20 protein-coding genes are annotated in these 20,699 nt (G+C 55.7%); 5 read left to right on the top strand and 15 right to left on the bottom strand.

All coding sequences use genetic code 11. The features are described from left to right. Window positions 1–11: 11 nt before the first annotated feature. Window positions 12–119, top strand: a complete 108-nt coding sequence (locus ABVN36_RS17975) for a protein YohO (RefSeq protein ID WP_001261696.1) — start codon at window positions 12–14, stop codon at window positions 117–119. Here the strand turns inward: ABVN36_RS17975 and ABVN36_RS17980 are convergent. The 5 genes from ABVN36_RS17980 to bglX form a co-directional block, all read right to left on the bottom strand. Continuing rightward, the gene (locus tag ABVN36_RS17980) at window positions 100–831 is read right to left on the bottom strand and encodes an ABC transporter permease (RefSeq protein ID WP_000824854.1); all 732 of its coding nucleotides are present in this window, start codon (window positions 829–831) and stop codon (window positions 100–102) included. The genes ABVN36_RS17975 and ABVN36_RS17980 overlap by 20 nt on opposite strands. Continuing rightward, complete coding sequence (locus ABVN36_RS17985; protein ID WP_000569166.1) at window positions 815–1,762, bottom strand: ABC transporter ATP-binding protein; 948 nt, start codon at window positions 1,760–1,762, stop codon at window positions 815–817. The genes ABVN36_RS17980 and ABVN36_RS17985 overlap by 17 nt, the downstream gene beginning before the upstream one ends. After that, entirely contained in the window at window positions 1,755–2,924 is a 1,170-nt protein-coding gene (locus ABVN36_RS17990) for an ABC transporter permease (RefSeq protein ID WP_001278117.1), read from the bottom strand. Before ABVN36_RS17990 ends, ABVN36_RS17985 begins: the two co-directional genes overlap by 8 nt. 3 nt (window positions 2,925–2,927) lie before the next feature. Then, the gene (locus ABVN36_RS17995) at window positions 2,928–3,845 is read right to left on the bottom strand and encodes an ABC transporter substrate-binding protein (RefSeq protein ID WP_000155876.1); all 918 of its coding nucleotides are present in this window, start codon (window positions 3,843–3,845) and stop codon (window positions 2,928–2,930) included. Between the two features lie 180 nt (window positions 3,846–4,025). Then, window positions 4,026–6,323, bottom strand: coding sequence for a beta-glucosidase BglX (gene bglX / locus ABVN36_RS18000; RefSeq protein ID WP_000871555.1), 2,298 nt, complete (start codon window positions 6,321–6,323; stop codon window positions 4,026–4,028). A 266-nt stretch (window positions 6,324–6,589) separates the two neighbouring features. On the opposite strand from bglX, the gene dld reads away from it, so the two are divergent. Next, window positions 6,590–8,320 (top strand): D-lactate dehydrogenase, encoded by a 1,731-nt coding sequence (gene dld / locus ABVN36_RS18005; protein WP_000095234.1) that lies wholly within the window; start codon window positions 6,590–6,592, stop codon window positions 8,318–8,320. Window positions 8,321–8,377: 57 nt separating this feature from the next. Here the strand turns inward: dld and pbpG are convergent, their stop codons facing one another. Together pbpG and ABVN36_RS18015 are read right to left on the bottom strand one after the other, a co-directional pair. Next, window positions 8,378–9,325: a D-alanyl-D-alanine endopeptidase gene (pbpG, locus tag ABVN36_RS18010; protein ID WP_000911555.1), complete on the bottom strand. Its 948-nt coding sequence runs from the start codon at window positions 9,323–9,325 to the stop codon at window positions 8,378–8,380. 165 nt (window positions 9,326–9,490) lie between these two features. Further along, window positions 9,491–10,078, bottom strand: coding sequence for a Yip1 family protein (locus ABVN36_RS18015; RefSeq protein ID WP_001017057.1), 588 nt, complete (start codon window positions 10,076–10,078; stop codon window positions 9,491–9,493). A gap of 158 nt (window positions 10,079–10,236) precedes the next feature. Here ABVN36_RS18015 and ABVN36_RS18020 point away from each other — a divergent pair, with 158 nt between their 5' ends. After that, a complete protein-coding gene (locus ABVN36_RS18020) occupies window positions 10,237–10,806 on the top strand; it encodes a DedA family protein (protein ID WP_001523476.1) in 570 nt (189 codons plus the stop codon). 48 nt (window positions 10,807–10,854) lie between these two features. On the opposite strand, the gene ABVN36_RS18025 is transcribed toward ABVN36_RS18020, so the two are convergent. Both ABVN36_RS18025 and mdtQ read right to left on the bottom strand, forming a co-directional pair. Further along, a complete protein-coding gene (locus ABVN36_RS18025) occupies window positions 10,855–11,616 on the bottom strand; it encodes an SDR family oxidoreductase (protein ID WP_000169608.1) in 762 nt (253 codons plus the stop codon). A 65-nt stretch (window positions 11,617–11,681) separates the two neighbouring features. Beyond that, a complete protein-coding gene (gene mdtQ, locus ABVN36_RS18030; RefSeq protein ID WP_001081457.1) occupies window positions 11,682–13,118 on the bottom strand; it encodes a multidrug resistance outer membrane protein MdtQ in 1,437 nt (478 codons plus the stop codon). A gap of 317 nt (window positions 13,119–13,435) precedes the next feature. Between mdtQ and yohP the strand changes: the two genes are divergently transcribed. Beyond that, the gene (gene yohP, locus ABVN36_RS18035; RefSeq protein ID WP_000698460.1) at window positions 13,436–13,519 is read left to right on the top strand and encodes a small membrane protein YohP; all 84 of its coding nucleotides are present in this window, start codon (window positions 13,436–13,438) and stop codon (window positions 13,517–13,519) included. 57 nt (window positions 13,520–13,576) lie between these two features. Here yohP and dusC read toward each other — a convergent pair whose 3' ends face one another. The 6 genes from dusC to ABVN36_RS18065 form a co-directional block, all read right to left on the bottom strand. After that, window positions 13,577–14,515: a tRNA dihydrouridine(16) synthase DusC gene (gene dusC / locus ABVN36_RS18040; RefSeq protein WP_023138367.1), complete on the bottom strand. Its 939-nt coding sequence runs from the start codon at window positions 14,513–14,515 to the stop codon at window positions 13,577–13,579. A 108-nt stretch (window positions 14,516–14,623) separates the two neighbouring features. Beyond that, the gene (locus ABVN36_RS18045; RefSeq protein ID WP_000150103.1) at window positions 14,624–15,817 is read right to left on the bottom strand and encodes a 3-hydroxybenzoate 6-monooxygenase; all 1,194 of its coding nucleotides are present in this window, start codon (window positions 15,815–15,817) and stop codon (window positions 14,624–14,626) included. Window positions 15,818–15,831: 14 nt separating this feature from the next. Beyond that, window positions 15,832–16,476, bottom strand: a complete 645-nt coding sequence (gene maiA, locus ABVN36_RS18050; protein WP_023138366.1) for a maleylacetoacetate isomerase — start codon at window positions 16,474–16,476, stop codon at window positions 15,832–15,834. An 8-nt stretch (window positions 16,477–16,484) separates the two neighbouring features. Beyond that, the gene (locus ABVN36_RS18055; protein WP_000170621.1) at window positions 16,485–17,186 is read right to left on the bottom strand and encodes a fumarylacetoacetate hydrolase family protein; all 702 of its coding nucleotides are present in this window, start codon (window positions 17,184–17,186) and stop codon (window positions 16,485–16,487) included. Window positions 17,187–17,201: 15 nt separating this feature from the next. Beyond that, complete coding sequence (gene gtdA, locus ABVN36_RS18060) at window positions 17,202–18,239, bottom strand: gentisate 1,2-dioxygenase (RefSeq protein ID WP_001289857.1); 1,038 nt, start codon at window positions 18,237–18,239, stop codon at window positions 17,202–17,204. 11 nt (window positions 18,240–18,250) lie between these two features. Beyond that, the gene (locus ABVN36_RS18065; RefSeq protein ID WP_000194218.1) at window positions 18,251–19,609 is read right to left on the bottom strand and encodes an aromatic acid/H+ symport family MFS transporter; all 1,359 of its coding nucleotides are present in this window, start codon (window positions 19,607–19,609) and stop codon (window positions 18,251–18,253) included. Window positions 19,610–19,734: 125 nt separating this feature from the next. Between ABVN36_RS18065 and ABVN36_RS18070 the strand changes: the two genes are divergently transcribed. Then, window positions 19,735–20,643 carry a LysR substrate-binding domain-containing protein gene (locus tag ABVN36_RS18070; protein ID WP_000024658.1) on the top strand — a complete coding sequence of 303 codons (909 nt, stop codon included), beginning with the start codon at window positions 19,735–19,737 and terminating at the stop codon, window positions 20,641–20,643. Window positions 20,644–20,699: the final 56 nt, after the last annotated feature.

Below are 20,699 nucleotides of genomic sequence, written 5' to 3' on the forward strand. Positions count from 1 at the left end.
AGGAGTACATAATGCGCGTAGCGAAAATCGGGGTGATCGCCCTTTTCCTGCTGATGGCTATTGGCGGTATCGGCGGCGTGATGCTGGCAGGTTACAGTTTTATTTTGCGTGCCGGGTAAGCGCGCGCGTCAGCCTTTCAAACAGGCGATCGATAATGATCGCCGCCAGCGCCACCAGCAGCGCCCCCTGGATAACATAGGCCGTATTAAAGCCGCTAAGCCCGATAATGATCGGCGTGCCTAACGTACTGGCCCCCACCGTTGAAGCGATGGTCGCCGTACCAATATTGATAATCACCGAGGTTCGGATGCCCGCCAGAATCACCGGCGCGGCCAGCGGCAGCTCAACCTGATACAACTGTTGGCGACGGCTCATTCCCATACCGCTGGCAACGCTCATCACGCTGGCAGGCACCGCGCCCAGCCCGGCCAGGGTCGCCTGCAGGATGGGCAACACCCCATACAGGATCAAGGCGATAATGGCCGGTTGCTGACCAAAACCCATGACGGGTACCGCGATCGCCAGTACCGCGACCGGCGGAAAGGTCTGCCCGACGGCGGCGATAGTCTCCACCAGGGGACGAAACTCTTTCCCACTTTCTCGCGTGACCGCAATCCCTGCGCCGACGCCCACCACGACGGCAAACAAACTTGAGATGCCCACCAACCAGAAATGGGCGAGCGCGAGGGCGGCAAAACTCTCCTGTTGGTAGACCGGGCGCGGTAAATCGGGAAACAGCGCGGCGAAGAACGGCTGGCTATAAGGCAATCCAAACAGCAGAAGCAAGAACAGAACAATAAGCCAGAGAAGCGGATCACACAGTCGTTTCACGGGGGGACGTCTCCGAAAGCAGATCGCGGAAATGGAGCGTACCGCAGGGCTCGCCCTGCTGATTCGCCACCGGCAGGACGTCGCACCGACGGGCGACAAACATCGATAGCGCATCGCGTAGCGTCATCTCTTCCACCAGCGCATCGCCGCTGAGCTGTTCATGCCGGCGTACATAATCGCCTACGCTACGTAACGAAAGCAGCCTTACGCCCAGCTCGCTGCGGCCAAAAAACGCCTGCACGAAATCATTTTCCGGCGAGGTCAGCATAGAAAGCGGCGATCCCTGTTGGATAACGTGGCCCCCGTCCATCAGCACCAGATGGTCGGCGAGGCGTAGCGCCTCGTCGATGTCGTGCGTCACCAGTACGATAGTGCGTCCCAGTAGCTGATGAATGCGGGTCATCTCCTGCTGCAATGCGCCGCGCGTTACCGGATCAAGCGCGCCGAAAGGCTCGTCCATCAGCAATACCTGCGGATCGGCAGCCAGCGCCCGCGCAACGCCGACCCGCTGCTGTTGCCCGCCGGAAAGCTGATGCGGATAGCGATCGCGCAGCGCGCTTTCCAGACCCAATAATGCCATCAGTTCATCAATACGATCGTTAATCCGCGCACGCGACCACTTTTGTAGTTGCGGTACGGTGGCGATATTTTGCGCCACCGTCCAGTGGGGAAAAAGACCGATAGACTGAATGGCATAGCCCATGCGACGGCGCAGTTCAAGCACCGGCAGGCTGCGGATCTCTTCCCCGGCAAAACGGATCGTTCCGCTATCATGCTCTACCAGCCGGTTAATCATCTTCAGAGTGGTCGATTTTCCCGAGCCGGAGGTGCCAATTAACACCGAAAAGCTGCCTTCGCTAAAGTGCAAATTGAGGTCGCTAACAGCCTGTTGATCGCCGAAGGTTTTACTGACATGGTTAAATTCAATCATCGGTTGCTCCCTTCAAAAACGCGATCCATAAATCAAACAGCGCGTCGATCACTACCGCCAGCGCAATCACCGGAATGACGCCCAACAGGACTAAATCAATGGCGCTGCTCAATAGCCCCTGAAACACCAGCGCGCCGAAACCTCCCGCGCCAATCAGCGCGGCGACGACGGCCATTCCCACTGTCTGGACCATGACTACCCGCAGGCTACGTAAAAAGACCGGCAGCGCCAGCGGCAGTTGCACATGCCTGAAGCGCTGGCCGCTACTCATTCCCATTGCTCTTGCGCTCTCCAGCACATCGCGCGGCACCTGATTGAGCCCGGCGACCACGCCGCGCACCAGCGGCAATAACGCATAGAGCACCAGCGCTATCAGCGCAGGCGTCATGCCGGTTCCCGCGACGCCGAATTCGGCAAGCCACGGAAACTGTTTCACCAGCCCGGCCAACGGCGCAATCAGCAGGCCAAACAGCGCGACGGAAGGAATAGTCTGGATCACATTCAGCACGGTAAATACCGGCCCCTGGCGTGAGGCGGAAAAATAACACCAGACGCCCAACGGTAGTCCGATCGCCAGCGCCGGCAGCACCGTGCCCGCCAGTAACATCAAATGTTGCACCAGCGCGGCATCGAAAACATCCTGGCGGTTGGTATACTCTTTCAGAAGCGAGAGGTTGTCGAACGTGCCTGAAAACAGCAGCACCAGCGGGACAATGACAATTTGCGCGTGCAGCAACCAGCGCCACAGCGGCCCAGTGGTAATACGGCGGATCGCATCGCTACAGGCCAGCAACATCAGACCGAGGCCCAGCCACAATCCACTTCCCAGACTGGTACGCGCCAGCGGACTGCCCTCCTGCGCCAACTGGGTCGCCGCCCTGCCGACTCCCCACAGCATGACAATAAAAAGCGTCTGCGCCATCATCAGCGTCAGTACGCTACCGCGTTTACCGGGTACAAAGCACAACGTAAACAGCGCGCATCCCGCGCCAGTCAGCATCCAGATGGTCGCCGGCCAGATCTCCCATAACTGGCGCCCCTCGCCGCTCACCAGACGATTCGGGGCGTAATTAATGAAAGGCAGCGCGACAGCAAGCAGGGTCAGAACAACCAACAGCAACAGCACACGATTAACCGTGATTTTTTTGGCAGCATCACTCACAGATTACTTCACCCACCCTTTTTGTCGGAGGTAATCTGCGGCGACTTTTTTCGCATCCAGCCCTTCTACGGCGATTCTGGCGTTCAACTGTTGCAGCGTTTTCTCATCAAGGCTGGCGAAAACGGGCTGCAGCCAGTCGGCTATCTGCGGATAGGCCTGTAACACCGATTCACGTACTACCGGCGCGGGCGCATAGATAGGCTGGACGCCTTTCGGGTCGCTCAGGGTTTGCAGACCCAGCGCGGCGACCGGGCCGTCGGTGCCATACGCCATCGCGGCGTTAACGCCGGATGTTTGTTGCGCGGCGGCTTTGATCGTGACCGCCGTATCGCCGCCCGCCAGCGACAAGAGCTGGTTCTGATTCAAGGTAAAATCATAGGCTTTTTCAAATGCCGGCAGCGCATCCGCCCGTTCGATAAATTCCGCAGACGCCGCCAGTTTAAAAGTGCCGCCCTCTTTCAGATAACGGCTGAGATCGGCAAGCGAGGAGAGTTTATTTTTTTCCGCGATGTCCTGGCGTACCGCGATGGTCCAGGTGTTGTTGGCCGGCGCAGGCGTCAACCAGACCAGCTTATTCTGCTCCGCATCCAGTTTTTTGACTTTCTCAAAGCCTTGCTTTGCATTTTTCCATGCCGGATCGTTTTCATCTTTAAAAAAGAACGCCCCGTTACCGGTGTATTCCGGATAGATATCCAGCTCTCCGGCGGTAATCGCGCCACGAACGACTGGCGTCGTCCCGAGCTGAATTTTATTGACCGTTTTAACGCCGTGGCTTTCCAGTACCTGCAAAATCATGTTGCCGAGCAGCGCGCCTTCGGTATCAATCTTTGACCCGACCGTCACGGGTGATGCCGCCTGTAGAGGTAAACTCACCGTCGCCAGCAACGCCAGCGAACTTACCCATAGCTTTGAGATCGTCATGATGCTTTCCTCATCCTTTTACGGCCTTTTTCAGAGACTTGAGAAAAAAGCATAGTTGAAAAGTCTGCGTTTAACCTGGGATTTTCCGGCAGTTTAAGTGACGTGGCAGGCAATAAAAGGGGGGACAGGAAAAGTCATTGCCAGACAGGGCGCTGCTATCGCGCCCTGTTGACGGCAGGCTTACAGTAGCTCGAACGATCCTTGTTTAACGCGAGCGGAATCCACGCCGATAAAGACGTTGAACTTGCCGGGTTCCGCGTCATATTTCATCTGCTGATTCCAGAACTTCAACGCCTCGATATCAATCGGGAAACTCACGGTTTTACTTTCGCCGGGCTTGAGGGTGATTTTTTCAAAGCCTTTTAATTGCTTCACCGGGCGGCTCATTGACGCCGTGACATCCTGTAAGTACATCTGGATGACCGTTGCCCCTTCGCGTTTACCGGTGTTCGTGACCTCTACGCTGGCCGTGACTTTGCCGTCGCGTTGCATTGTCGGTGAGGAGAGCGTGACGTCAGACACCGTAAATGTGGTGTAGCTCAGACCGTAACCAAACGGATAGAGCGGGCCATTCGCTTCGTCAAAATAACGTGAGGTGTATTTGTTTGGCTTTTCAGGATTATACGGGCGTCCCGTATTGAGATGGCTGTAATAGACCGGAATTTGTCCCACCGAACGCGGGAAGGAGATCGGCAGTTTGCCTGACGGGTTGTAATCGCCAAACAGCACATCGGCAATGGCGTTGCCGCCTTCCGTCCCGGCAAACCAGGTCTCCAGAATCGCATCGGCCTGTTGATCTTCTTTTACCAGCGCCAGCGGTCTGCCGTTCATTAATACCAGTACCAGCGGCTTACCGGTGGCTTTCAGAGCGGTGATTAAGTCGCGCTGACTCTGCGGAATGGTGATATTGGTACGGCTGGAGGCTTCATGCGCCATCCCCTGCGACTCGCCTACCACCGCGACCACCACATCGGCCTGTTTCGCCGCCTGCACCGCCTCATCAATCATCGCCTGCGGTGAGCGCGGATCGATTTTCACTGCCTCTTCATACAGGTTTAAGAAATCGACGATATCTTTATCGTTAGTGATATTCGCCCCTTTGGCATAGAGGATCTTCGCCCCGTCGCCGACGGCATTTTGAATACCCGCCAGCACCGTCACCGACTGATTCGCGACCCCAGCAGCAGACCAGCTTCCCATTACATCACGTTGACTGTCGGCCAGTGGCCCAACAACGGCAATGGTGCCCGATTTTTTCAACGGCAGCGTTTCCAGCCGGTTTTTCAGCAGTACCACACTTTCCCGCGCCACTTCCCGCGCCTCTTTACGATGCAGGCGGCTTTCGGCATTGGTGTCCACCGGGTCGCTCTCTTTCGGCCCCAGATGGCTATAGGGGTCGTTAAACAATCCCATGTCATATTTTACGTTGAGCACATGGCGCGTCGCGTCGTCCAGTTCCGCCATCGTCACTTTGCCCGACTTAATCAGGCCCGGCAGATATTTGCTGTAATACTCATCCGCCATGCTCATATCCACCCCTGCCTTTAGCGCCACGCGCACCGCATCTTCCGGGTCGGCCGCGGTGCCGTGTTTAATCAGTTCTTTAATAGCGCCGTGGTCGGAAACGGTAATTCCCTTAAAGCCCCACTCATCGCGCAGGACATCTTTCAATAGCCAGGAATCTGACGTCGCAGGCGTGCCGTTCAGCGAGTTCAGCGCCACCATCACCGCGCCGCTCCCCGCATCCAGCCCCGCTTTGTATGGCGGCATATAGTCATTAAACAGACGCTGGGAACTCATATCCACGGTGTTGTATTCTTTACCGCCTTCAACGGCGCCATAGGCGGCAAAATGTTTCACGCTGGTCATCACCGAATAGCGGTCCGCCGGGCTTTTGCCCTGCATCGCTTTCACCATGGTTTCGCCCATGATGGAGGTTAAATATGTATCTTCGCCAAAGCCTTCGGAGGCGCGTCCCCAACGCGGATCGCGGGAGACATCCACCATCGGCGCCCAGGTCATATTCAGACCGTCGTCCGCCGCTTCATACGCCGATACGCGTCCTACGGTTCTTACCGCATCCAGATTAAAAGAAGAAGCCAGACCGAGGCTTATCGGGAAGACGGTTCGCTGGCCGTGTACCACGTCATAGGCAAAAAAAAGAGGAATTTTCAGGCGGCTCAACGCCATCACCTGATCCTGCATTTGACGGATATCCTGGCGGGTGACGGTATTGAAAATCGCCCCTACCTGCCCGTCTTTGATCATCTCGCGAATCGCTTCTTTCGGGTTATCAGGGCCGACGCTAATCAGACGTAACTGACCAATTTTTTCATCGACAGTCATTTTCTTGAGTAAATCCGTGACGAACGCGTCGCGCGCTTCGGGCGTCAGCGGGTGATTGCCAAACAGGTTTTCCGCCAATGCTGGCTGCATCGCCAGACTCACAGCAACACCTACTGAACATAACCATTTCATGTTGAGTCTCTCTTTATCTTTATCCCGACGAGGCGGTAAAAACAGAATAAAAACCGCAGTTTGCCATAAGCCTAAACGCGAGAGGAGAAGAAAGCGAAGGTTATTCTCCTAATTTTCCGCACAGTCGAATACGCAACCGCCAGCAAATGGTATCAAGGCGGCAAATGAATACCACCAACACAGAGACAATTTGAATGAGAAAGCGTATTGTCATACCAAGCGCTATGCTTAACGCTGATATTTTGTCCCACCACAAGGAGTGGAGAATGTCTTCCATAACAATGACTGATAATAAAACGTTCCTGAATGAGCTGGCCCGCCTGGTAGGCCATTCTCACCTGCTGACAGACCCCGCCAAAACCGCCCGCTATCGCAAGGGTTTCCGTTCCGGTCAGGGCGACGCGCTGGCCGTTGTTTTCCCGGGTTCATTACTGGAACTGTGGCGTGTGCTCAACGCCTGCGTTAACGCTGACAAAATTATTCTGATGCAGGCCGCCAACACCGGTCTGACGGAAGGCTCCACGCCGAACGGCAACGACTACGATCGCGATATTGTGATTATCAGCACCCAGCGGCTGGATAAGCTGCACTTACTGGATAACGGCCAACAGGTTCTGGCCTGGCCCGGTACGACGCTCTATGCGCTGGAAAAAGCGCTTAAACCGCTGGGCCGTGAACCGCACTCGGTGATTGGTTCGTCGTGTATCGGCGCGTCGGTCATCGGCGGCATCTGTAATAACTCCGGCGGCTCGCTGGTGCAGCGCGGCCCGGCCTATACCGAGATGTCGCTCTTTGCCCGTATTGACGAGCAAGGCAAACTGCAACTGGTCAATCATCTGGGTATCGATCTTGGGCATACCCCGGAGCAGATCCTGAGCAAGCTGGATGATGAACGGATTAAAGATGAGGATGTGCGTCACGATGGTCGTCATGCGCACGATCACGACTATGTGACACGGGTACGAGATATCAACGCCGATACGCCCGCCCGCTATAACGCCGACCCGGACCGTTTGTTTGAATCTTCCGGCTGCGCCGGAAAACTGGCGGTTTTTGCCGTTCGCCTTGATACCTTTGCAGCGGAAAAAAATCAGCAGGTTTTTTATATCGGCACCAATCAGCCCGCAGTACTGACTGAAATCCGTCGGCATATTCTGGCGAACTTCGACAATCTGCCAGTGGCGGGAGAATATATGCATCGCGATATCTACGATATTGCGGAGCAGTACGGTAAAGATACCTTTCTGATGATCGATAAACTCGGCACCGACAAGATGCCATTCTTTTTCACGCTAAAAGGCCGAACCGATGCGATGCTGGAAAAAGTAAAATTTTTCCGTCCGCATTTCACCGACCGCGCGATGCAGAAATTCGGCCATCTGTTTCCCAGCCATCTGCCGCCGCGAATGAAAAACTGGCGCGATAAATATGAGCATCATCTGCTGTTAAAAATGGCGGGAGACGGCGTCGCAGAAGCGCAACGCTGGCTGAATGAATTTTTTAAATCCGCTGAGGGCGGTTTCTTTACCTGTACGCCGGAAGAAGGCAGCAAAGCCTTCCTGCACCGCTTCGCCGCTGCTGGCGCGGCGATTCGTTATCAGGCCGTACACGCTGATGAAGTGGAAGATATCCTGGCGCTGGATATCGCCCTGCGCCGCAACGATACCGACTGGTTCGAGCATCTGCCGCCGGAAATCGACAGCCAACTGGTACATAAACTCTATTACGGCCACTTTATGTGCCACGTTTTTCATCAGGACTATATCGTGAAGAAAGGCGTCGACGTCCATGCGCTGAAAGCGCAAATGCTGGAGCTGTTGCAGGCGCGCGGGGCACAATACCCGGCGGAGCACAACGTTGGACATCTGTATAAAGCGCCGGAAACGCTGACGCGTTTTTATCGGCAAAATGACCCAACCAACAGTATGAACCCCGGTATCGGCAAAACGAGTAAGCGGAAATTCTGGCAGGAAAATACGCCCGACGAAACGCATTAACACCGTGCGGTTTACCGTGAAGCCCGGCGGCGCGATGCCTGCCGGGCCTGCGGCGACTTAATCGTTCTGTGCGGTTTGCGCTCCGGCACTGGCGCTGGCTGCCGCCATTTGCGCGGCTTTTTGCTTTTTATAGCTCAGCGCGGCAGCCGGAACGGGCATGACTTTACCGGTTTCAATCCATGTACGCAGGCGGCTGGCGTCCGCAAAGTGGGTATATTTGCCGAACGCGTCCATGACCACCAGCGCGACCGGTTTGTTATTGATCACGGTACGCATCACCAGGCAATGCCCCGCCGCATTGGTAAAGCCGGTTTTCGTTAACTGGATATTCCAGTTATCACGGTAGACCAAATGGTTGGTATTGCGAAATGGCAGCGTATACGCCGGATGCGAGAATGTCGCCATATCTTCGCGCGTGGTGCTTAGCTGGCCAATCAGCGGGTATTGCTTCGTGGCAATCAGCAATTTTGTTAAATCCCGCGCGGTCGAGACGTTATGAATCGACAGCCCCGTCGGCTCAACGAAGCGGGTATGCGTCATGCCCAACGCTTTCGCCTTCGCATTCATCGCTTTAATAAACGCGTTATAACCGCCGGGATAATAGTGCGCCAGGCTTGCCGCCGCACGGTTTTCGGATGACATCAACGCCAGCAGCAACATATTTTTGCGGCTAATTTCGCTGTTCAGGCGCACGCGGGAGTAAACCCCTTTCATTTCCGGCGTCTGGCTGATATCGACCTTCAGTATTTCATCCAGCGGCAATCGCGCGTCGAGCACGACCATCGCCGTCATTAATTTGGTTATCGAGGCAATCGGACGCACCAGATCCGGGTGGTTCGAATAGATCACTTTATTGGTGTTGAGATCAACAATCATTGCGCTACCGGAGGCAATCTCAGGTTGAGACGCCGCGGTTGTCGCTGCCGTTTTCGCCACAGCCTGCGGGGCAAAAGGAACGGCCAACATCAGAGCAAGGCTCAGGAATGAAGCTCGGAATTTCAGCATGATGAGATTTCTGATAATGATTCACGCGCGTCGTAACGCACACCGCCTGAGCTAAGATTATACTCAAGCTAGCAGTGGCATCATAGCGGCACGCCAGCGTTGCCGCTACAGAAGAATCGTCAGCAAATGCTGCATTGCTGGCTTTTGCGCCAGCCCTTTTTCGCATCAGAACAGGCGGTAGCCATATCCCCACAGGATCACGGTGATCGCCAGCAGCACCTCCAGGACCAGTACGCCGATAGCGAGCGTCGAACTGGAGAAGCTTAATCCCTCCTCTCTATTAATGTTAAGGAAAGTCGGAATACCCAAATACAGCAAATAGCCGGTGTAAAAAAGCGCGACAGCGCCGACCAAAGCGCATAGCCATACCAGGGGATAGAGCGCCACCAGACCACTTAAAAACAGCGGCGTCGCGACATAGCCGGCAAAAACCATACAGCGCGCAAGCGATGGCCGTTGCGGATAGTTTCGCGCCATCCACCAGATGACGCGTCCCATCACCGCGACGCCCGCCAGCATCACGCCGTAGAACAAGACCGCCAGCGCAAAAGCGGTAAACAGCGAGAGTTGTAACACGTTGCCGTCGCCAAAATTCCAGCCGATTTGCGTCGTGCCGATAAAGGCGCAGACGACGGGAATCGCCGCCATCAGCAAAACATGGTGCGTATAATGATGCGAAACGGTTTCGTTTTCGCTTTTGATCACCTGCATTTCCCGATCGGGATGGGAAAAAAGCCCCCATACATGGTTCATACTGCCCCCTTCTGCTGCCTCAGATGCCAGTATGTTCAAGTATAATTCAGTTTCTGGTTATTTTATGAGCAATGGCAAAATAGTCTCCGGCAAAACGTCGGCTTTGCCGCGCACGCCTCTTGCCAGGGTGTATGCTTAATGCCGGAGGTGGTTTACGCATGGATATCAACACGCTTATTACGCATTATGGATATGCGGCGCTGGTTATCGGCAGTATGGCCGAAGGTGAAACCGTTACCCTGTTGGGGGGCGTCGCGGCGCATCAGGGATTGCTCAAGTTTCCGCTGGTGGCGGCGGCCGTCGCGCTGGGAGGGATGATGGGCGATCAGCTACTTTACCTGTTAGGACGATGCTATGGCGGGAAGATCCTGCGTCGTTTCCCGCGTTATCATACGAAGATTCGTCGCGCACAGAAAATGATCCAACGCCATCCGTATCTGTTTGTGATCGGCACGCGTTTTATGTACGGCTTCCGGGTGGTTGGCCCGCTGCTGATTGGCGCCAGCCGCCTGCCGCCTAAAATTTTTCTGCCGCTGAATATTGTAGGCGCGCTGATCTGGGCGCTGCTGTTTACCACGCTGGGATATCTTGGCGGCGAGGTGATCGCGCCATGGCTGCACGACCTCGATCAGCATCTCAGGCACGGGGTCTGGCTGATTCTGGCCATCGTCCTGGTAGTGGGCGTGCGCTGGTGGCTGAAAAGACGCGGCAAAGCGGAGGCCCGTTAAACCCGATGGTATCCGGATGGCATAACGCCGCCATCCGGCACCCGGCGTTTATTTGGCGTTGAATTGCGGATTCGCCAGCATAAATCCGCCGTCGACAATCAGCGACTGACCGGTGGTATAGCTTGCTCCTTCCGAACACAGCCAGGCGACGAGGCTGGCTATTTCATGCGTAGAACCCGGTCGGGCAATAGGGATCGAGGGTTCCGATCCCGGCTCAATGTCGCTGTCATCCATATCATTCATCGGCGTGGCGATAGCGCCTGGCGCGACGGCGTTGACCAAAATATGATGTTCAATCAGTTCCAGCGCCATGGATTTAGTCAATCCCCCCAGCGCATGTTTCGCCGCGGTATAGGCGCTGGCTTGCGGAAGCGGCGTATGCTCATGGACGGAGGTGATGTTGATAATACGCCCTCCCTCTCCTTGTTTAATCATATGCCGGGCGGCGATCTGCGCGCAGAGAAACGCGCCATCGACATCCACGGTAAAAATTTGCCGCCACTGCGTAAACGGCATATCAATAAACGCGGATTTGGTCATCGCCCCGGCATTATTGACCAGCACGTCAACGCGCCCCAGGCGCTGGATAAGATGTTCAATGGCCTGCGCGCCCTCGGGTAACTGGCTCAGGTCAAGATGAATGGTCTCTGCCCGCACACCAAACTGCGCTGCTTTTTTCGCCGTCTCCTGCGCGCCGCGTTCATCGGAATGCCAGGTGATACCAATATCAAAACCGTTTTGTGCTAATAACAACGCACACGCTTTGCCAATTCCCGAATCTGATGCCGTTACAATTGCGACTTTGGTCATATTCCTCTCCGGATGAATCATACACAGCCTAAGTATAGGAACCCTGTCTGAATCATCCGGAAAAATCAGGAATGATAACCGCCGCCCAGCGCGCTGGTAAGCTGAATAGAGGCATCCAGCCACTGGCCCTGCAACAGCAAGCCGTTACACTGCTCGCGCAGTGCCGGGATTTTGGCCTCGCTCACGCGGGAACCCGCAATAATACCGGCATTAAAGCGCGCTTGCGCCAGACCGACCACACGCTGCGCGTCATGCTCAATCTGCTGCTGATGCTGATTTTTCTGCGCCAGCGTCTCTACCTGACTGGCGGCGCGCGCCACATCATTAACCGCATCTACCACCGCTTTGTTGTAGTTGGCGATAGAAAGGTTGCTTTGCGCTTTGGCGATATCGAGGTTGGCATTCAGCCTGCCGCTGTCGAAAATCGGCAGCGTCAGCCCGCCGGTAATGCCATATTGCTGTGCGGAATGGCGGAACAGATCGCTAAGATGTAACGCATCCTGCTGTAAAAAAGCCATCAGATTGATATCGGGATAAAACGCGGCCTTCGCGGCGTCAATGCTGCTCAACGAGGATTCAATGTACCAGTGCGCGGCCTGTAGATCCGCCCGGCGCGCCAGCAAAGAATAGCCCAGTTGCGACGGTAACTGGCTTTCAACGGCGGGGAGACTCACCTGACGCAGCTTGAGCGCCGCCGATTGCGTATTGGTTAACGCGCTGAGCCGCGCTTCAATCACCTTCATTTTACCGTTAACGTCATTCAGCTGCTGCTGGGTTTTGCTGGCGTCGATATCGGTCTCGACCCCTTCAACAGAAGAAGTAATGCCGTGTTGATACAGCTCCCGGTTTACCGTCACCACATTTTGCTGCTCATGCTCGATTTGCATCAGCACATTTTTCAGCGCCGCCTGCGTCTGCCACTCCCAGTAGAGTCGCGCCACGCCGCTTGCCAGCAGTTGTCGGGTCTGCTCCTGCTCCGCTTCGCGCGCTTTGACCGCCCCGATCCGCGCGGTAACTTCAGCGCGGTTTTTCCCCCATAAATCCAGATCCCAGCCCGCCGTCAGGCCGAATGTACCGTTGGTATACCACGGCCCGGTCGTTCCCGCCGCGGGGTCGGTAATCGCGAATGGCCCCATCAGCCCTTCCGCGGACATTCGCTGGCGCTCAATGTCGGCAGAAAAGTCGAGCTGCGGGCCGTCCTGCGCCTCAACCGCTTTCGCCTGCGCTTCCGCCAGTTGAATACGCTGTTCAGCCACCTGCATATCCGGCGAATGCTGTATGGCATTATCAATCAGCGCGTCAAGCTGCGCATCGTGATACGCCTTCCACCACTGGCTATCCGGCCAACCGTTTTTCAATGCCGCCGGCAGGCTGGAATCAACATGAGAAGAGGGCGTCTGCTGGGTCAGCGACTGGCGGGTATCGTGCATGGGGGCGCAGCCCGCCAGCAAAATAAAAAGCGGTAAGCTCGCTGTCGCGGCAAGGAAAGAATTACGATTCATGGAGGTGTTCTGATAAAAAAAGGTGCGCAGAGAGTACGTCTTACGGCGATCTATTTTTTAGTTACGCGTGGCAATACATCATCAGACAACAAAAGACATATTTTGAAATTTATATGATTAGCAAATAATTTCATCTGATACATTTTTTGATGTAATGATTCAATGTAAAGCCCCATTAACCCGTTAATAAATGAACGATTTTGCTGCAATACGCGCCAGCAGCCTTCATGAGTTAAACGTCGCCGCGCCCAACAAAGCAGCAGATGGCTTAATACTTTCCTATACTTTGTTTGTATTTACCAATAAAGGGACAAACAATGAAAATTCTTCTATGGGCAATCTTAATTATTTTTCTGATTGGGCTGTTGGTGGTAACGGGCGTGTTTAAGATGATTTTCTGATTCCTGCGCCGGGCAGCGATAGTATCTGCCCGGCACACGTTCTGGACGCTGTAGAGATTAGATTTTAATATCCTGAATCGCCCGCGCAATCTCGGACGAACGATTTAACGCCCGAATCGACTGAAAGAGTTCCGTCGCCTCAATATATTCCTTACGTAAATATCCTAACCACTGTTTAATACGCGCGACATGATATAAACCGGTATCGCCCTGCTTTTCCAGTCGGGTATATTTTTGTAATAACGTCACTACTTCCGGCCACGACATACGCGGCTCGTTATACTTCACCACCCGACTCAGGTTAGGAATATTTAACGCCCCACGGCCGATCATCACCGCATCGCAGCCGCTGGTCGCCATACATGCCTGCGCGCTCTGCCAGTCCCAGATTTCGCCATTCGCGATAACCGGAATAGTCAGACGCTGGCGTATTTCGCCGATCGCCTGCCAGTCGATATGCTCGGCGCGGTAGCCCTGCGCTTTGGTACGACCATGCACCACCAGTTCACTGGCGCCGGCCTGCTGCACCGCATCGGCGATTTCAAATTTTCTATCGCCGCTATCCCAGCCGAGACGCACTTTTACCGTCACCGGCAGATGCGACGGTACCGCGGCCCGCATCGCTTTCGCGCCCTGATAGATGAGTTCGGGATCTTTGAGCAATGTCGCGCCGCCGCCGCTGCCGTTCACCACTTTTGACGGACAGCCGCAGTTCAGGTCCACGCCATACGATCCCAACGCCGTCGCCCGCGCGGCGTTTTCCGCCAGCCACTGCGGATGCTGGCCCAGAAGCTGAATACGCACCGGCGTGCCGGACGGCGTGCGGCTGGCGTGATGCAACTCCGGGCAGATGCGATGAAACACTTTTACCGGCAGCAGCTGATCCACCACGCGCACAAATTCGGTGATGCAGAGATCGTAATCATTCACTTCGGTCAGCAGCTCGCGCACTAACGCGTCGAGCACGCCTTCCATCGGCGCCAGTAAAACACGCATATCGGTATCCACAGCAAAAAAAGAGGCGCTATCATAACGCCTCTCTGCGATGAGCAAAACTTTTTGCCGGGTGGCGGCGCAAACGCTACGCTACGTCACGTAAGGCGCTCAACGCGGCTCAAGACAGTTATCTTCTTTCCAGCCGTACAGCCATTCGATACCGCGATAAAACGCCTCCTGCGATTTCCCTTTCCACAACAGATTACGCACCTGACGCTCCACCCCGGCGGCGTGATAGAGACGTCCCATCTCGCGGGTAGACCAGACGATACGCGCCGTGCGGGGAATACGCACCGACTCATACAGCGCAAATGCCTGCTGCGCGTCGCCGTCGCAGCGTTCCAGCGCTTTGCCCAGCGTGACGGCGTCTTCCAGCGCCATACAGGCGCCCTGGGCCATATATTGCGCCACCGGATGCGCGGCGTCGCCCACCAGAGTGATACGCTCGGTTCCCCATTTTGCGACCGGCTCGCGATCGGCGGTCGACCAGCGGCGCCAGGAGGTCGGCTTATCCAGCATCTGGCGCGGGCGGGGATGAATGCCGGCAAAATAAGAGAGCACCTCTTCTTTACTGCCGTCTTTCACGCCCCACTCTTCTTGCTGGCGGCTGTGGAATGTCACCACCAGATTGTACTGTTGGCCTCCGCGCAGCGGATAATGAACCAGGTGACAATGCGGGCCTGCCCACAGCACCGGTGCGTTAATACGTAAATCGTCCGGCATATCGTCGCAATCAATCACCGCCCGATAGACTACATGCCCCGTTACGCGCGGCGCGTCGCCGAGTAAACTTTGCCGCACGACCGATTTAACGCCGTCGCAGCCCACGAGAATATCCGCCGTCCAGCTATTTCCCTGCTCATCAAACACCGTAACGTCATCCGGCGTCTGGCGGATATCGACAATATGGGTCGAGGTACGATACTCCACGCCAGGGTGCGTCAGCACCGCTTCCCATACCGTTGCATGAATATCTACCCGGTGAATTACCGCATACGGCCCGCCAAAATGGTCGCGGAACGCCTGCCCGGTTTCAATGCATACCACTTCTTCGGCATTCACGGCATCCATCATGGTAATGTGATCGGTAAACACCGCACGCTGGCGGGCAACATCGCCCACACCGAGACTATCCAGCGCCGAAAAAGCGTTCGGCCCAAGCTGAATACCCGCGCCAATCTCGCCAATTTCGTGCGCTTTTTCCAACAGCATGACTTTTATTCCCTGGCGCGCCAGCGACAGCGCGGTCGCCGCGCCGCCGATTCCGCCACCTACAATAATTGCGCTTGTCACGTGAGTCATGGTCATTCTCCTTTTCAGGCCGGGATTTTATCTTGTTGATTTTCCGGCGCGGCGGCAATAAACGCCGGTAGCTGTACGCAGGCGTCATAAACGGCTTTACAGCGCGAATAGCCTGATAAATCGCAGCCCATCCTGAGCGCATTCGCCCACTGAGGAATCAGGCAGCAGTCCGCAAGGCCTGGCGCGTCGCCCACGCAGAATCGTCCGGACTGACTTTTACGCAATAGCTGCTCTACCGCGCTTAACCCTTGCTGTATCCAGTGGGCGTACCAGCGTTTTTTATCCTCTTCGCTAACCTTCAGCTCATCGGTCAGGTAGCGCAACACGCGCATGTTATTGATTGGGTGTATATCGCAGGCGATAGCGTAGACAATTTCCAGCGCCTGGCTGCGCGCCGGGTCGCTCGTCGGCAGCAGCGGCGTTTGCGGAAAATGTCGGTCCAGCCAGTCGACGATGGCCAGCGATTGCCCCAACGATTCGCCGTCATCAGTGACCAGCGTCGGCACCAGGCCTACCGGATTCATCCGTCGGTAGGCCAGCGCATTCTGCTGGCCGATACGAATATTGACGCCCACCGTCTGGTAATCAATCCCCTTTAACGCCAGCGCAATACGTACACGATAAGACGCCGAACTATTAAAGAAACTGTACAGCTTCATCGTTCACCTCAGACAATTTTCACAGCAATCGGCGTCAGACCTTCTACGTTCCCGGTGATAACATCCCCTTTCACCACTGCGCCCACCCCCTCTGGCGTACCGGTGAAAATCAAATCGCCTGGCTGCAATTCAAAGAAGCCGGACAAATAGCTGATGGTTTCATTCACCGACCAAATCAGATGACGAATATCGCTGCGCTGATGGTCTTCGCCGTTAACCTGTAGCCAAATAGGGGCGTTATCCACATTATGCGTTTCAGCGGCTTTGTGTAATGGCGCAATGGGCGCGGAGAGATCGAACGCTTTGCCAATTTCCCACGGGCGTCCCATCTGACGCATTTCCATCTGACGATCGCGACGCGTCATGTCCAGACCGGTGGCGTATCCCCAGACATATTCATGGGCTTTTTCCAGCGGGATATCGCTCCCCTTTTTACCAATCGCCACCACCAGCTCAATTTCATAATGGTAGTTATCGGTCTGCGCCGGATACGGCAGTTCCAGGGTATCCCCCGCCGCTACCGGGACGACAGCGTCCGCTGGTTTACAAAAGAAGAACGGCGGTTCGCGATCGGGATCAAAGCCCATTTCACGGGCATGGGCGGCATAGTTGCGACCCACGCAGTAAACGCGACGTACCGGAAACTGCTCATCACTGCCCGCCACGGGTACTGTTACCGGGGCCTGCGGCTGGAATACATATTTGGTCATGTTCTCTCTCCCTAATTAATAACGTGCTTCGCGGAACAGCCCCAGGGCTTCCTGAACCGGCTTGTCCGAAAAGCTGAATAACACCGTGTCTTCGCTGCTGCGAAACGACACCTCATGCCAGGTCGGCGCCACAAAAATGTCTTTTGCGGAAAAATGAAAAGTTTCGTTGCCGATAGTGACCTGCCCTGCCCCTTCAACGACGTGGTAGATAGTGCTGTCGGTGCTCCGCGCCACACGCGAGGCAAAGCCTTTTGGCAGCAATTGCAGGAACGCGCCCATTGACGGCATCGGATAACCGCCGGTGACGGGATTAACGTAACGCAGCTTGTAGCCTTCCCACTCATCCGGATCGCCCATACGGGTCAGATCGTGCAGCGCCTCGCGGCTGCGGTCGTAACGGTAGTTGAAAATCGGCGACGAGTTCCCGCGCTGGTGGCGTAGCGGCAGCATATTCGCTGCATAGCGCGGCAGATAATCGCCCTCTTTTCGCGTCACCGGCTGCTGATCTTCGGGATAGTCTTCCGCAAAACCACAGCCCAGGAGGTTGACTAACGGCAGATCCAGACCATCCAGCCATACCACCGGCTCTGACCCCGGATTACCATGATCGTGCCAGCGCCACTGCGGCGTCAGGATAAAATCGCCGGTATGCATTGGCGTGCGCTCGCCGTCCACCGCGGTAAATGCGCCTTTACCTTCGACGATAAAACGCAGCGCCGACTGGTTATGGCGATGACTCGGCGCGACTTCGCCGGGCAGGATCAGCTGTAAACCAGCATATAAGGTCGCCGTGATCGACGACTGACCGCGCAATGCCGGATTTTCCAGCACCAGCACCCGGCGGATCGCCTCTTTCGCGCCAATGACATTGCCGCTTTCCATCAGTAGCGGACGAATTTCCTGATAATTCCAGTAGGCCGGCGCGCAGTTGGCGTTTGGCGTCTGCGGTACCAGGTGATGTAACGATTCCCACAGCGGCGTCAGATTCTGCCCGGAAATATGCTGGTAATACTGCTGACGGCTATCTTTTACGTTCTGATTTATTTCAGACATGGAGATTCTCCTTATTCGTTTACGACGCTGGCACGCGGCAGGTCGTCAGGTACAGAAATCGAAAGGCGGACAACCACCGTCAGCAGGGTAAGCATTACCGCGCTGATAGCCGCCGGAATAGCAATGACAAAAAACAACGTATCGAAAGAGAAATTGAGGGCCATCATCATGCCGCCGGAGAGCGAACCGACAATCGCCCCGCAGCGTCCAATGGCGTTCGACCAGCTCACGCCCGTCGCCCGGCTTTGGGTGGGGTACAGCGTCGCCGTCAGAGCATTAAGCCCGACCTGGGAACCGCTAATACCGATGCCGGTACCAAAAATCGCCAGCGCCATCAGCCAAAGGCCGTTTTCGCTCAGGCCTATCATGACAATGCAAACCGCGCCCAGCGCATAGCTCACCGCCAGTACCCGGAACGGGTTAAGCCGGTCCATCAACACGCCGAGTAACAGCGCGCCAAGCGTGCCGCCAACCTGGAATGCGGCAGTCACCCACGACGCCTGTTGCAGATCAATACCTCGATGGTTAAGTAACGTCGGCATCCAGCTGGAAAGCAGATAGATAATGAGCAGGCTCATAAAGAACACCACCCATAACATCAGGGTAATGACAAGCTGTCGCCCGGCAAAAAGCTGGCGAATACTGCCTTTGGCGATGGCTGCCGTCTCATGCAGAAAGAATTGCGTATCGTGATAGCGCTCGCCGGTAATGGCGCTGACCGTCCGGGCGACAACGGCTTGCGGTAGTTGGCGACGTACCTGCCAGCGGGGAGATTCCGGCAGCGCGAACAGCAAGCCGAAAAACAGCATCAAAGGCAAGATGCCGCCTAACGCCAGAATTCCGTGCCAGCCAATCAGCGGCACCAGTTGCGCGCTCACAATCCCGCCCATCGCCGACCCCAGGGTAAAACCGCAGAACATCAGCGTGACCAGCGCTCCGCGTCGACGAGCGGGAAGGTATTCCGACGTCATGGTGATGGTATTCGGCATCGCTCCGCCCAGTCCCAGACCGGTTAAGAAGCGCAGCAACACCAGGGTTTCTATATCCGGCGAGAAAGCGGAAAGCAGGCTCAATGCGCCGAATAGCGCCACGCAAAGCTCAATGACCCGCTTGCGGCCAAAACGATCCGCCAGCGGCCCGCATAGCAGCGCGCCGGCCGTAAGCCCCAGCAGCCCTGCGCCAAACAGCGGCGCAAGTTCGCTGGCGCTTAGCTGCCAGTGAGTACGAATATCCGGGGCGATGAAGCCAATCGCGGCGGTGTCGAAACCGTCGAGCATAACTACCAGAAAACAGCAGATGATAACGCGCCACTGCATTTTGCCGACGGGCGCGGCATCAATAAGGGCTTGTAGATCACGTCGTTGAGTCATAGCTAATGCCTCAGTGCAGGGAGATAGATGTTGTTTTTATGTTTGCTATGTTACGAGTTTGTAGAGTGAGCGATAAAATGTACAATGGCTTTTCAGGCAGAGACATAACCTGGAGGTTATAGCGAATGGCGAACTGGGCGCAGAAATTGAAATTACATCACCTGCAAACGCTGGTTGCGCTGGGCGAACAGGGCAACCTGACGCACGTCGCCCGGATGATGAATATCTCCCAGCCGGCGCTATCGAAGTGGTTATCTCAACTCGAAGATGAGATAGGCATCACGCTTTTTGAGCGCCACAGTAAAGGGCTACGGCCCTCGGAAGGCGGTAAATTACTGCTCCAGCACGCCCAGCGCCTAATTAACGATCTGGAGCGTTCACAGTATGAAATCGCCCGTTTCAAGCAGGGCGGCCTGGTTGGTAGCCTGAAGATCGGCTGTTCGCCCGTGGCGACTGACTGCGTATCACAGGCGATTCTGAGCCTGCTTAACGAAATGCCGACGCTGCATCTGAATATTGAAGAAAAGGTAATGACGCCGCTGCTGCACGATTTGCTTGCCGGTCAGGTGGATGTGGTGGTAGGGCGTGTCGGCGGCCGCGCCCTGCAACTGCCGCTTAATTATCAGGTACTTTATACCGAGCCGGTCTGCTTTGTGGCGCGTCCGCACCATCCGCTGGCCGCGCGAGCGCAGATCGCCTGGAGCGATCTGGCGCACTGGCGGTGGATAGTCTGGCCAACCGGCACCCCTATTCGCATCAGTATTGATAACGCCCTCGTCGATAATGGCGTCATGCTCCCGGAAAACACCATTGAATCGGCGTCAATGAACGTCAGCACCAATTTGCTGCAAAGCAGCGATATGATCTCTATTCTTTCTTTACGGCTGGCGCAACGCTATGCCAGCCAGGGGCAACTGGCGATTTTAAACTTGCCAAAAATTGAGCAAAAAGGCAGCGTAGGGATGTTCTGGCGTAAGAATGAGACGCCGTCTTTGGCCCTGAGTCGCTTTTTGTATTTTTTAGCCCAGGTTTAACGCCGCCGACCAGGGGCATTGCCCGATGTTCCTGCTGTCTATACCCACTATGCTAA

The organism is Salmonella sp. SJTUF15581 (assembly GCF_043356775.1).
Classification (GTDB): Bacteria; Pseudomonadota; Gammaproteobacteria; order Enterobacterales; family Enterobacteriaceae; genus Salmonella; species Salmonella enterica.